12 protein-coding genes are annotated in these 13,402 nt (G+C 53.5%); 5 read left to right on the top strand and 7 right to left on the bottom strand.

Annotation, left to right across the window (positions count from 1 at the left end; all coding sequences use genetic code 11):
- Positions 1-128: 128 nt before the first annotated feature.
- The 4 genes from SD961_RS03465 to SD961_RS03450 form a co-directional block, all read right to left on the bottom strand.
- Positions 129-530, bottom strand: coding sequence for a CesT family type III secretion system chaperone (locus SD961_RS03465; RefSeq protein WP_318789009.1), 402 nt, complete (start codon positions 528-530; stop codon positions 129-131).
- A complete protein-coding gene (locus SD961_RS03460) occupies positions 530-1,396 on the bottom strand; it encodes a hypothetical protein (RefSeq protein WP_318789008.1) in 867 nt (288 codons plus the stop codon). The genes SD961_RS03465 and SD961_RS03460 overlap by 1 nt, the downstream gene beginning before the upstream one ends.
- 242 nt (positions 1,397-1,638) lie before the next feature.
- A complete protein-coding gene (gene sodA, locus SD961_RS03455; RefSeq protein WP_318789007.1) occupies positions 1,639-2,256 on the bottom strand; it encodes a superoxide dismutase [Mn] in 618 nt (205 codons plus the stop codon).
- A 196-nt stretch (positions 2,257-2,452) separates the two neighbouring features.
- Positions 2,453-3,793, bottom strand: a complete 1,341-nt coding sequence (locus SD961_RS03450) for an aspartate aminotransferase family protein (RefSeq protein WP_318789006.1) — start codon at positions 3,791-3,793, stop codon at positions 2,453-2,455.
- Positions 3,794-3,962: 169 nt separating this feature from the next.
- Here SD961_RS03450 and SD961_RS03445 point away from each other — a divergent pair, with 169 nt between their 5' ends.
- Positions 3,963-4,739: a DeoR/GlpR family DNA-binding transcription regulator gene (locus SD961_RS03445; protein ID WP_318789005.1), complete on the top strand. Its 777-nt coding sequence runs from the start codon at positions 3,963-3,965 to the stop codon at positions 4,737-4,739.
- Here the strand turns inward: SD961_RS03445 and SD961_RS03440 are convergent.
- Genes SD961_RS03440 through fdhD form a run of 3 tightly spaced genes read right to left on the bottom strand, consistent with a single transcriptional unit; the run spans position 4,736 to position 7,469 of the window.
- Positions 4,736-5,320, bottom strand: coding sequence for a hypothetical protein (locus SD961_RS03440; RefSeq protein WP_318789004.1), 585 nt, complete (start codon positions 5,318-5,320; stop codon positions 4,736-4,738). The genes SD961_RS03445 and SD961_RS03440 overlap by 4 nt on opposite strands.
- Before the next feature lie 10 nt (positions 5,321-5,330).
- On the bottom strand, positions 5,331-6,638 hold the full coding sequence (locus tag SD961_RS03435) for an AAA family ATPase (protein ID WP_318789003.1): 1,308 nt from the start codon (positions 6,636-6,638) through the stop codon (positions 5,331-5,333).
- 36 nt (positions 6,639-6,674) lie between these two features.
- Positions 6,675-7,469, bottom strand: coding sequence for a formate dehydrogenase accessory sulfurtransferase FdhD (gene fdhD / locus SD961_RS03430; RefSeq protein ID WP_412916648.1), 795 nt, complete (start codon positions 7,467-7,469; stop codon positions 6,675-6,677).
- A gap of 386 nt (positions 7,470-7,855) precedes the next feature.
- Between fdhD and fdnG the strand changes: the two genes are divergently transcribed.
- From fdnG to fdhE, 4 genes are read left to right on the top strand one after another with little or no spacing between them, the layout of a single operon-like run.
- On the top strand, positions 7,856-10,906 hold the full coding sequence (gene fdnG, locus SD961_RS03425) for a formate dehydrogenase-N subunit alpha (RefSeq protein WP_318789001.1): 3,051 nt from the start codon (positions 7,856-7,858) through the stop codon (positions 10,904-10,906).
- A gap of 11 nt (positions 10,907-10,917) precedes the next feature.
- Complete coding sequence (gene fdxH / locus SD961_RS03420; protein WP_318789000.1) at positions 10,918-11,814, top strand: formate dehydrogenase subunit beta; 897 nt, start codon at positions 10,918-10,920, stop codon at positions 11,812-11,814.
- Complete coding sequence (gene fdoI, locus SD961_RS03415) at positions 11,811-12,452, top strand: formate dehydrogenase cytochrome b556 subunit (RefSeq protein ID WP_318788999.1); 642 nt, start codon at positions 11,811-11,813, stop codon at positions 12,450-12,452. Before fdxH ends, fdoI begins: the two co-directional genes overlap by 4 nt.
- A complete protein-coding gene (gene fdhE / locus SD961_RS03410) occupies positions 12,452-13,375 on the top strand; it encodes a formate dehydrogenase accessory protein FdhE (protein ID WP_318788998.1) in 924 nt (307 codons plus the stop codon). Before fdoI ends, fdhE begins: the two co-directional genes overlap by 1 nt.
- Positions 13,376-13,402: the final 27 nt, after the last annotated feature.

Raw genomic sequence — 13,402 nt, 5'->3', positions numbered from 1 at the left:
AGCGGTTAAAACCAGCGAGACTCGTCTGGCCAGCATAATGCGGGGGGATAATTGCTACAGGCAGCATTTCACTCGGCCTGTTAAGCCACAGGCCCGAAGATCAGTTGATACTTTTATCGGGAAGTCTGTTACCGCTGGATTGAAATTATCCGGGCCGTTTCGTTTGCTCTATCGACTAACCGTTCAAACAGTACGATAAGCGTACTGCTGTCCATGTTCACAAAACGTTCACGGCTCCAGAGAAGCACTGTTTTCTGATTTCCCAGAACAGAGAGGTTTATGGCAGGCGCAGGCTGGTCAAAGCTATTTTGCTCCAGCAACAGCCACGCCAGCTCCTCCTGATGTTCCGCAGGTACACAACCCAGGCTGGCTACGATCAGAAGCTCATCGCTGTTCAGGGGAGTAAACTGCATGGCTGCATGCTTAAAGTCGATATTAATCCCCTGATTTTCTGCCAGCGCCGGTGCGCTGACGTTCAGGTGACGTAAAAGCGGTTGCATCAGTCGGGCGAAAGCAGAAGAAGCAGGCATCAGCTATCGTCCCCTTCAGGGAAATAGCGACGTGCCTGCTGCATGGCCATCGCCTGTCGCTCATAAACAGCACGGTCGGCAATATTCTCTAATACCTCTGCCGCGTTATCCCGGTTCTGATAGCGCACCCCAACATTGCGGAGACCGTGCGTTCGCCCTTCAAGCCTGACGCTGCCCGGATTTTCTAATACCTGATGATAGGTGGGGATCTGTTTCTGCTGATTAATATGAGCAATCCGCTCTTCATCCACAAGTTTCACATCGGCAAGTTCATCTAACTCCATTTTGGGAGCGGAACCTGGCAAATGAACATCCAGCAGCCGGTTACTATCTGGCCGAAGCGCGGCATTATCGGCAAGATGCGCACGGGCAAAAACTGGCCATGAATCCACCACCACAGCCCGGCGGGGTTCACGCAAATCGCCAATCACATTCAATTGATGATCGGGATGATTTTCAACGGCATAAGTAAAAACCGGACGGGTTAAATCCATATTCGATAAATAAGCCATGGCAAGGGCGGAGTGTTCACCACAGGTGCCTCCCCGAACTGCCAAAGCCGATTTAACAATAGCCCGATCGTCCCCGCGGAAATCAACATCCCGTAAGTAACGGGCGGCAACAGCATGGTGATAGCTTTGGCCCCTGGAGAGCATATAGTCTGTTTTCTGATTACCGGTTCCGTGCACGAGGTTATCTTTAACGGCATCGATTACGCTCTGAGCAATATTCAGTTCATTCATCAACTCAGGCGAAACCAGCACCGTTTCACCGCGATGCTGGCCCGGCAGCGCTTCCCAGAGCTTTACCGTCTGAGGGTCGCTTCTTTTTACCTGTACTGAAGTTAAAGGAAGTGCCGGAAACATAAAGTCCTCCAGAAAGTTCATAATCTGAACTGAGTGTCGCAATGCCAGCAAAAGTTCATCACTTCTTTTCTGTGCTGATGAGAAACGTGAGCTTGCTGGCAATAACGCGACCAGAGGGCAAAGGCGATGATTTGCTGCCAGGGATGGGACAACAGAATTAGCTGGCGACACCCAGCGGGCAATAAAAAAACCGACGAAGCGGACTTCGTCGGTTTATGGTCACGATTTAACGTGGTGGAAAATTAGTTAGCGGCTGAGAAGCGCGCTGCGGCTTCATCCCAGTTAACCACTTCCCAGAACGCCTTGATGTAATCAGGGCGTTTGTTTTGATATTTCAGGTAGTAAGCATGTTCCCACACGTCCAGACCCACGATTGGGGTACCGGATGCGCCAGAAATCGCTTCGCCCATCAGTGGGCTGTCCTGGTTGGCGGTGGAAACCACAGCCAGCTTGTCGCCTTTTTTAACCAGCCACGCCCAGCCTGAACCGAAACGGGTTGCAGCCGCTTTTTCAAACTCAGCTTTGAATGCATCAACGCTGCCGAAATCTTTTTCGATAGCCGCTTTCAGCTCGCCGCTCAGGGTGGTGCCGGTTTTCAGGCCTTTCCAGAAGAAGCTGTGGTTAGAGTGGCCGCCCGCGTTGTTACGCAGTACGGTTTTCTTGTCAGCTGGAACCTGATCCAGTTTAGCGAGCAGCTCATCAACAGGCAGGTCGGCAAACTCGGTGCCTTCCAGCGCCGCGTTGGCGTTGTTGACGTAAGTCTGGTGGTGTTTAGTGTGATGGATTTCCATCGTCTGCTTGTCGAAATGCGGTTCCAGTGCGTCGTAATCATACGGTAAGGATGGCAGTGAATAACTCATGTTCATCATCTCCATTTAAGGGTGAGCGGCGCCGTTTCTGTTAGCACCGCGTAAGCAGTCGGATCATTATAGTTAAATAAACGATCCGTAAAAGGGTTATCAATGCCCCGACGTTAATAAGGGTTTACGCCTTAGCGGGCGCAACGACAGCTTTATGCCATTTGGCTGTAGCGTGACACCAAATCGATCTAAGCCATTATTTCCCTAATGCTGCCAACGATTTATCCAGCGCCCCAACCAGCCAGTCAATATCGCTCTCCTGGAATGCCAACGGCGGGCGCAGTTTCAGCACGTTGCCATAAGGCCCGGCGACGGAGGTGAGGACATGGTTTTCACGCAGCTTCTCGGTGACGTCCAGCGCCAGTTGCTTATCAGGCGTTTTGCTGGCTTTATCCGTTACCAGCTCAAAACCAATAAACAGCCCGGCGCCACGAACATCTCCCACGCACTCATATTTCTCCTTCAGCGTCAGCAATTCACGCAGCAGCTTCTCGCCCACCACACGGCTGTGCTCCTGCAACCCCTCTTCTTTAATGACCCTGAGTACGGCCTGAGCCGCCGCCATCGCTACCGGGTTGCCGCCAAAAGTATTGAAATAGGGAATATCGTCGCTGAACGAGGCGAGCACATCGCTTTTCGCCAGCAGCGCCGAAACAGGGATACCGTTACCCATCGGTTTGCCGGTAGTGACGATATCAGGCACCACGCCGTGACGGGCAAAGCCCCAGAACGCCTCGCCGGTACGGGCAAAGCCGGGCTGCACCTCATCAGCAATGAAGATCCCGCCATTTTTATGCACCACATCAACCGCTTGCTTCAGGAAGCCTTTTGGCCCCGGCAGCACGCCGTCTGAAGAGAAGATAGAATCGGCGAGGAAGCCCGCAAACTTAATGCCATGCGCGGCCATATCATCAATCTGCTTCTGGATTTCGTTCGCAAACCACTCGCCCAAATCTGGCGCGTTGACGCGGTAATGGTCGGGAGGGGAAACCAGGCGGGTCGTTGCTGCCAGCGGCTGTCCCGTTCCCAGCGCAGGCGATACGCCAGATGTCAGGTCGCTGGTGCCGTGATAGGCTTCCTGAGTGACGATAATCCCGGTGCCGCCGCTGTGGGCGCGCGCCACGCGGATAGCCAGATCGTTGGCTTCTGAACCGGTGCACATATACATCGCCCGATCGATCCCGGCCGGCATTGTCGCCAGCAGCTCTTCTGAATAGTCCAGAATGCGCTCATGCAGGTAACGGGTGTGCGTATTCAGCTGCTGCATCTGCTGATATACCGCATCAATTACCGCCGGATGGCAGTGACCAATGCTGGCTACGTTATTATAGACATCCAGATATTTATCCCCGGTGGCATCCCAGAGATACTGGCCCTCACCCCGCACCAGATGCACCGGCTTACGGTAGAACAGACGGTAAGATTCACCCAGCACTTTGCTGCGTTTATCTGTCAGTTTGCGTACGTCAGCCTCCAGGCCTTCGGCGTGCTCGGCGCGAAAACTGTTGGTGTCCATAATTGTCGAACGTGTAGCCATAAGAACTCCCGTTGCAAAGTGAGAATGGGCGGGCAGAGGGGCGCCCAACTCCCCTTATCATGGCAAAGTTTTGCTGGAATGCAACCAAATACACAAATACAATGAAATACACAATAAGAGGCCTGGGTTCTCCGTGACGCCAGGCTCTTTTCATGGAAAAGGAAACGCTATGTTGCAGGAAACCCGCTTACATCGCATTCGCGCCCTGTTGACCACCCTGAATCACCTCAGCACCGAACGCATTGTCAGGGAGCTGGGCATCTCCAGGGAAACCGCCAGAAGAGATATTATTGAGCTGGAGGCGATGGGATTAGCCCGCCGCGTGCATGGCGGACTGATGGCGTTGAATGCGGCACCGGAACCGCCTCTTACCGTGCGTAGCGAAGCCAGGGCGAAAGAAAAGCGGGCCATTGCGCGGGCGGCCGCGCAGCGTCTGAAGCCGGGGCAAACGCTGTTTTTGGACGCAGGCAGCACCACAACGATGCTGGCAGAAGAGCTGAAAACCATGTCAGGTTTAACCATCATAACCAACAGCCTGAATGCGGCGCTTAAGCTCTCGGCGGCTGAGGAGCATGAGGCGCTGAATAACAGTATTGTTCTGCTGGGCGGCAATATGCTCGCCGGGGCGCACGAGACGCGTGGCGAACTGACGGTGGGGGAGATCTACCGCTACCGCGCAGACGTGGCAATGATGTCGCCGGTAGGAATTGACAGTAAAAAGGGTGCCAGCAGCTTTTATCCTCACGAAGCCGCCATTGCCCGCGCCATGGTACAGCAGTCCGCACAGCTGATTTTGCTGGCCGATCACAGCAAATTAGGGCTGACCAGCCGGATAAACTATGCCGATATCGGGCAGGTATCCCTCCTGATCACCGACAGCGGCGCGGCCACGCTTCCCGCTTTTGCTGCCCTGAAGAACAGTCTGGCAGAGGTAGTCCTGGCTTAAGGAGCAAGATAGTAGCGGTAAGGAAACTCATCTATATGCATTGTTTCGCCTACGGCCCGAAACTTTTTCAACTCTCTTATTCTTGCCTTTTTCCTGACTGGCAGGTTAAGTCCATAAACTTCTATAGTTTTTTCTGCTTTCAACCTGTGAAACTCGCTGGCATCAGGCGCAGGTTGCAGTTCCCCACTGCCATAATTGCAGATGAAGTAGTTTTCGAACTGGTAATCTTCTTCATCGGGCTTGATCAGCAGTTCATGGTATGTTTCCAACTTTTTGCTTTGGCAGACATCGCAGCAGGGAAACAAATTTTCCCAGGCAAATGCCTGTTCTGGGAAGCGACTTTTGGGACAAAAGTGTTCAATTGTTTCCCGCCCTTCACTTCCAATAAAGCCATCACAAAATGCGCAGTGGTGTTGCGTTGTAGCCTGCAAAGCCGTGCGGATATCTGCGTAACATGCTCTCGAATACCAGCGAAAAGTCGCGGCAGGATTTAATCGTCTGGCTGTGTTATAACGCTCTGTCCATTCAGATCCTCTGAGAGCCAGACAACGTGGCTGCTCTACCCGAATCATTTTCCTCATTCCCTGGCCCTTATCCTTTTAAGCGGCGTGTAATCTGCCGAAGTTCCATCTCAATAATTATTTCCAGCTCATCACCTCTCTCACGAATTTTATCGGCCAACATCATCAATTCACCATCGTCCTGAGGGTTTTGCAGATAAAAATCTCTACACTCTTTGAATCGTTTTAATAGTTGCTCAGTTTCCACATCAAATTGTTCGCTGACATCAAACACTTCTTCAAGGATAAGCTGATAACTTTTACCTGCGCCTGACTCAACTGGGGCAATCACTTCAGGGACAGAGGGATCACGACAAACTTTGCATTGCGGATCGGGCAAGCGGTAGACCCATGCATCTTCAACAGAGCCCACGACAAAAGGTGAATGAGTAGAAACAAAAACTTGTGCCTCAGGCAATAATTTTTGGATAGCAGGAAGAATACGACGCTGCCATTTAGGGTGGAGATGGATATCTACTTCATCGAGGAAAAGAATGACTGGCTGAGAAAAGATGTCCCCTTTCTCTTTCCATGTAATGGCTTCAAGACGTAATGACAAATCGGCCACCCATGAAATAATGGATTTTAATCCCTCCGGTAAGACCTCAAAACGCATCTCTTGCCCATCAACTATAGCAACCACCTCAAGCGGCTTTCTTTTCAGGCTAAAAGAGACGTTCAATGAGGAAACATCGAAAATAAACTCGCCAATTTTTTTCAAAGCATGTTGATAGTGTTCAGCTTCTTCAAGCTCATTCTCAGACAATGAAAGCGCATGCTTTGTGCGGTTATTAGCAATCCACTGGGCTAATACATCTATCCTGACAGTAGAGTTAAATGATAAGGCGTTCTCAAAGGGAGAGCTTTCTACTTCTTTAATGGAATCGAGTCGAAACTGACCCTCACTGTTTCGGTTACCTGAATAGGCAAAAGCAGCAAAACTCACAGGGGAATTCGTTTTTTTATAAACACTATTTCGATAGCTATCAAGAAGGGTTGACGAGGAAAATGAGGCGATGCTGCCCGTGCCAGGGACTGGAGGCAAAGGCTCGTTGCCAAAGTATTTCAAATCAAGACCATCAAAGCGATAGTCAACCAGTCCGGTATTTCTGAAACGTTTTTTTATCAGTTCATTGTCAAAAGGGACAGAATCAAAAATCGCTGCCAGTGCATAGAGAAGGGTGCTTTTACCACAGCCGTTCGGACCCGTAAAAATATGAATTTCGGCTTTATTGACATCCTGTCCGACCCTCTTGATTTTTGGAAAATCAAAATGTATATGCTCAAAAACACCGATGTCTTGCAAAGTGATACTTTCAATACGGTAAGGCTTTCGCATAATGTCACATCCCATGTGTCTAAAAGTTGCTCAATATTACACCAATCTCTGCGGATGCGTGTATACGGTGGCTCTTCCCGGTTTGCTGAAGCCTACCAGCGTCAGATTACTGCGCTCGGCTACCTCAACGGCCAGCTTCGTGGCGGCTGAGACGGCAAAGAGAATTTCGACGCCGCACATTGCAGATTTCTGCACCATCTCATAGCTGGCACGGCTGGAGACCAGCACCGCGCCCTGCCGCCATTCCGGCTGCTGGCTGCGTTGCCCCAGCAGCTTGTCCAGCGCCACATGCCGCCCGACATCTTCACAGCCTCCGGCCAGATTGCCGTCCGGCAGGATCCAGGCCGCAGCGTGCGTACAGCCGGTAAGCTGTCCGACGGGTTGATAGCTTTTCAGCTGGGAAAGGGCTTCATCCAGCCGGGCAATCTCAAAGGTCTGGGTAAACGGCAGCGGCTGAATGGGTTTGCCAATCTCTTCCAGCTGCTCCACGCCGCAGACGCCGCAGCCCGTGCGCCCGGCCATCGCTCTGCGCTGTTCTTTCAGTCCCATAAAACGGCGGCTGGAAAGCTCAACCTGAACCTCAATACCGCCGCAGGAGGGGTGAATATCGATGCCATAGATATCGGCAGGCGAGCTGATAATCCCTTCAGAGAGCGAGAAGCCCAGCGCGAATGCCTGCAGATCTTTTGGCGTGGCCATCATCACCACGTGCGAGATGCCGTTATAGACCAGCGCCACCGGAACCTCGTCGGCCAGCCAGTCATCCTCTGGCGTCTCCAGCGAACGGCGCTGCCGGACCTGTACCTGACTTAACCCCGCGATCTCACTCATATTCCCACCGTTTTTATTCACCTGCATTTCACCTGTTATCACGACTCTTCAAAAAAGGCGGCCATGCTTTAATCATCTGCGTTCCAGCGCGTGCAAAGATTCTGAACCTGTCACCTGCTAACCGCAATGGTTTAGCCACTGCGACAAGGCGAGACAGCACTTTCCAGGCCGGTAAGGGAGGCTTGATAAGGAGAAATTCAGGAGAACATTAAAACTCATCTTAAGTTACTGGTCGTTAAGAGGACTTAACCGCAGAATGATACCCATAAGTAGTTAAATTGTTAATTGAATAGCAATAAACAGCTGACTTCTTGATTACCATCAAATAATGCCCTTTTCAGCCTGTTATTTTGCGCATTCAAGGAACGTAGAGTGAGCAGATAACAATGAAAATGAACAGACGAAGCTTTTTTAAGATCTGTGCCGGAGGGATGGCCGGTACTTCTCTGACCTTATTAGGTTTTACGCCAACAGCAGCACTGGCCTCGGTACGCGAGTACAAATTACTGCGCAGTAAAGAGACGCGCAATAACTGTACCTACTGCTCTGTGGGCTGCGGCATGCTGATTTACAGCCTTGGCGACGGGGCAAAAAATGCCCACTCCGCCATTTATCATATTGAAGGGGACCCGGACCATCCGGTGAGCAGAGGCTCTCTGTGTCCGAAAGGCGCTGGCGTACTGGATTATATTCACAGTGAACAACGGCTGAAATACCCGGAGTACCGTGCGCCGGGTTCCGATCGCTGGCAACGCATCAGCTGGGACGAAGCCTTTACGCGCATCGCTCGCCTGATGAAAAACGATCGCGATGCGAATTTCCAGATTAAAAACAGCGAGGGCACAACGGTAAACCGCTGGCTGACAACGGGCATGCTTTGCTCTTCCGCCGCCAGCAACGAGACCGGCCTGCTCGACCATAAATTTGCCCGCTCAATGGGCATGCTGGCGCTGGAAAACCAGGCGAGGCTCTGCCACGGGCCTACCGTGGCCGCTCTGGCGCCAAGCTTTGGCCGCGGTGCAATGACCAATAACTGGACCGATATCAAAAACGCCAACGTTATCCTCATTATGGGCGGTAACCCGGCAGAAGCGCACCCGGTAGGATTCAAATGGGTGGTGGAAGCGAAAACCCGCAACAATGCCACCGTCATCGTGGTTGACCCGCGCTTTAACCGCTCCGCCGCCGTGGCTGATATCTATGCGCCTCTGCGTGCAGGTAGCGATGCCGCCTTCCTGATGGGCGTGGTCAATTACCTGCTGGAACATGACAAGGTTCAGCATGAGTATGTGAAAGCTTATACCAATGCCGCGCTGATAATCAGTGAAGGCTATGGCTTCCGGGAGGGGTTGTTTAGTGGCTACGACCAGGCCACACGTCAGTATGATAAAACCAGCTGGCACTATGAACTGGATGCAGCAGGCCATGCGAAGCGTGACGACTCGCTGACTCACCCGCGCTGTGTGTGGAATCTGCTGAAAGCGCACGCCAGCCGTTACACGCCTGAGCTGGTCAGCCGGATTTGCGGCACGCCATCAGAGGATTTCCTGGCTATCTGTCAGCAGCTCGCGACAACCTGTGTGCCGGATCGCACCACCAGCGTGCTTTATGCGCTCGGCTGGACGCATCACTCCAATGGCTCCCAGATCATACGGGCAGCCGCTATGATACAGCTGCTGTTAGGTAATATCGGGATGATTGGCGGCGGCATTAATGCATTGCGCGGCCACTCTAACGTGCAGGGTTTTACCGATCTGGGACTCCTTTCCCAGAGCCTGCCGGGTTATCTGACGTTGCCTTCAGAAAAACAAACCACGCTGGAAGCATACCTGCAACAAACCACGCCAGCCATGCTGCTTCCGGGTCAGGTTAACTACTGGCAGAATACCGCGAAGTTCTTTGTCAGCCTGATGAAAAGCTTCTACGGCGACAGGGCGCAGAAAGAGAACAGCTGGGGCTTTGACTGGCTGCCAAAGTGGGATAAAAGCTACGACTGTATGACCCAGGCCGAAATGATGGTTGAGGGAAAAATGAATGGCTATATCGTGCAGGGCTTTAACGCGCTGGCCGCCTTCCCGGACAAGAACAAAGCTTTCCGCGCCTTCTCGAACCTGAAATATCTGGTGGTGATCGATCCCCTGAGCACGGAAACTGCCAGCTTCTGGCAGCATCATGGCGAATTTAACGACGTTAAGGCCAGTGAGATCCAGACAGAAGTATTCCGTCTGCCCTCTTCCTGTTTTGCCGAAGAGGAGGGATCTGTCTCCAATTCCTCCCGCTGTTTGCAGTGGCACTGGGCCGCAGCCAGCCCGCCGGGCGAAGCGATGCATGACGGTAAAATTCTCGGCAATATTTACCTGCGTTTGCGCCAGCTCTACCGCGAGGAGGGCGGCGTGGCAGCTGAACCGCTGTTAGCGATGAACTGGGATTACAGTGACCCGGCGTCACCTTCGCCTGAAGAAGTGGCGAAAGAGAATAACGGCAAGGCACTGGCCGACGTGGTGGATGCGGAGGGCAAGCTGGTGCTGAAAAAAGGGCAGCAGCTCACCTCCTTTGCCGAGCTACGTGATGACGGGACCACCGCCAGTGCCTGCTGGATTTACGCCGGTAGCTGGACGCCTGCGGGCAACCAGATGGCAAGGCGCGACAATGCCGATCCGTCAGGGCTGGGGGCGGTGAACGACTGGGCCTGGGCCTGGCCGCTGAACCGGCGAATTCTCTATAACCGTGCCTCAGCCGATCCGCAGGGTAAAGCATGGGATCCGCAGCGCAAACTTATCGAATGGAACGGTCAGCGCTGGGAAGGCCTGGACGTGCCGGATTACCCGGTGACGGCGGCACCAGAAAAACAGAGTGGCCCGTTTATCATGCTGCCAGACGGCATGGGGCACCTGTTTGCGCTGGATAAACTCGGCGACGGCCCTTTCCCGGAGCACTACGAGCCGATGGAAAGCCCCACGGGCACTAACCCTCTGCACCCGGATGTGGTCTACAATCCGGTAGCTCGCCTGTTCAGCCGCGACGCGGCGGCACTGGGCAAGGCAGATAAATTTCCCTGTGTCGCTACCACCTACTCCATCACTGAACTGTTCCGCCACTGGAGCAAACATGCCCGGCTGAATGCCATTGCCCAGCCCGAGCAGTTTGTTGAGATTGGCACAGAGCTGGCCAGAGCCAAAGGCATTAAGGCCGGAGATTGGGTAAAAGTCAGCTCACAGCGTGGTTACATTAAAGCTAAAGCAGTGGTAACCCGACGTTTGCAGCAATTAACCATCGATGGCAAGCAGATCGATACCGTTGGTATCCCCTGCCATTGGGGATTTGAAGGGAGCGCGCGTAAAGGCTTTCTGGCCAACACGCTGACCCCTTCTGTGGGGGATGCCAATTCACAAACACCTGAATACAAAGCTTTTCTTGTTAACGTCGAGAGAGTGTAAAGGAATACGCTATGTCACTACAAAGTCAGAATATTCTCCGCCGTTCAGCAACAAACGCCCTAACGCCACCGCCGCAGGCGCGGGATCACCAGCAGCAGGTCGCAAAGCTTATTGATGTCACTACCTGTACAGGCTGTAAAGGGTGTCAGGTGGCTTGCTCAGAGTGGAATGATATCCGTGATGAAATCGGCCACAACGTCGGGGTGTATGACAACCCTGGCGATTTAAGCGCCAAATCCTGGACGGTGATGCGCTTCGCGGAGACAGAAGAGTACGGCAAGCTGGAATGGCTGATCCGCAAGGACGGCTGTATGCACTGTGCCGATCCCGGCTGCCTGAAAGCCTGTCCCGCAGAGGGAGCGATTATTCAGTACGCTAACGGTATCGTAGACTTTCAGTCGGAGCAGTGTATCGGCTGTGGGTACTGTATCGCTGGCTGTCCGTTCAACGTTCCTCGTCTGAATAAAGAGGACAACCGCGCCTATAAATGTACGCTTTGCGTCGATCGGGTCGCTGTCGGCCAGGAGCCAGCCTGTGTGAAAACCTGCCCAACCGGCGCGCTCCACTTTGGCAGCAAAGAGGAGATGAAGCAGCTGGCCGCAGAGCGCATTCGTGAGTTGAAAAGCCGGGGCTATGCCCATGCAGGGCTTTACGATCCGCAGGGCGTGGGCGGCACGCACGTCATGTATGTGCTTCATCACGCTGATAAACCGCAGCTCTATCATGGTTTGCCAGACGATCCCGGCATCAGTCCGGCGGTCACCTTCTGGAAAGGGATCTGGAAACCGCTGGCGGCGATTGGCTTTGCCGCCACCTTTGCTGCCAGCGTTTTTCACTATGTCGGCGTCGGGCCGAACCGTGTGGAAGAGGATGAGGACGAAGCCCATGACAAGGAGGATCGGAAATGAAAAAGCACCACATTCAACGCTACAGTGCGCCTGAGCGGATTAACCACTGGATTGTGGCGATCTGTTTTCTCTTTGCGGCCCTGAGCGGCCTGGGGTTTTTCTTCCCCTCGTTTAACTGGCTGCTGCATGTGCTGGGGACGCCGCAGCTGGCGCGCATCCTGCATCCCTTTATTGGCGTAGTGATGTTTGCTGCCTTTTTACTGATGTTTTTCCGCTACTGGCGACATAACCTGATCGAACGTGAGGATCTGCTCTGGGCGAAAAATATTTATAAAATTGTGCAAAACAGGGAAGTCGGGGATACCGGGCGCTATAATTTTGGTCAGAAGTGCGTATTTTGGGCTGCTATCCTTAGCTTAGTGCTGTTACTGGCAAGCGGCGTGGTGATCTGGCGGCCTTACTTTGCGGGTGCCTTTGCCATCCCTGTTATTCGCTTCGCTCTGGTGGTGCACTCCGTTTCGGCGGTGGCTTTAATTATCGTAATCATGGTGCATATCTATGCCGCACTGTGGATAAAAGGGACGATTACCGCGATGGTTGAAGGCTGGGTCACTCACGCCTGGGCGAAAAAGCATCATCCGCGCTGGTATCGTGCCGTACGCGCGCGGCACCCAAAACCACAGGAAAAACGTCCCTGATGAGTATTCGCATAATCCCGCAGGACCAGTTGGAAAAAAGCGACCAAAAAACGGCGGAGCAGATCCCGCCGTTACTTTTCCCCAGGCTGAAAAATTTATACAGCCGCCGCGCCGCAAGGCTGCGGCAGCTGGCGGAGAAAAATCCGCTGGGTGACTATCTGCGCTTTGCCGCCGTGGTCGCCAGCGCGCAGGAAATCGTGCTGTACGATCATCCTCTGCAGATGGATCTCTATGCCAGGCTGGTGGAAACGGCTGCCACGGGCAAGCCGCCGCTGGATATCCATACGCTGCCGCGAGATCCGCACTGGCAGCGTCTTCTTAGCTCGCTGATTGCTGAGATGAAACCTGAGATGACCGGCCAGGCATTAGCTTCGCTGGAAAACCTGGAGAAAGCCTCGGCTGCCGAGCTGGAAACCCTGGCCAGCGCGCTGTTTGCCAATGATTTTGCGCAGATCAGCAGTGATAAATCGCCGTTTATCTGGGCCGCGCTGTCGATTTACTGGGCGCAGATGGCCGCGCTGATCCCCGGTAAAGCGCGGGCTGAATATGGCGAACAGCGGCAGTTCTGTCCCGTTTGCGCCAGCGTGCCGGTCGCCAGCGTGGTGCATATGGGTAGCCAGGAGGGCCTGCGCTATCTGCACTGCAACCTTTGCGAAAGCGAATGGTACGTGGTGCGCTCAAAATGCAGTAACTGCGAACAGACGCGCGACTTGCACTACTGGTCGCTGGAGAGTGAGCTGGCGTCGATCAAAGCGGAAAGCTGTGGCGACTGCGGCACCTATCTGAAGCTGCTCTATCAGGAAAAAGACCCGGCGGTGGAGCCGGTAGCGGACGATCTGGCATCCCTGATCCTGGACGCCCGCATGGAACAGGAAGGGTTTGCCCGTAGCAGCCTGAACCCCTTCCTGTTTCCGGGAGAATGAAGCTCTCTTTCGTCGGACATGCCTGTC

Source organism: Erwinia sp. MMLR14_017 (assembly GCF_033657285.1).
Lineage (GTDB): Bacteria > Pseudomonadota > Gammaproteobacteria > Enterobacterales > Enterobacteriaceae > Erwinia.
This window is presented reverse-complemented; position numbering and strand designations above follow the sequence as displayed.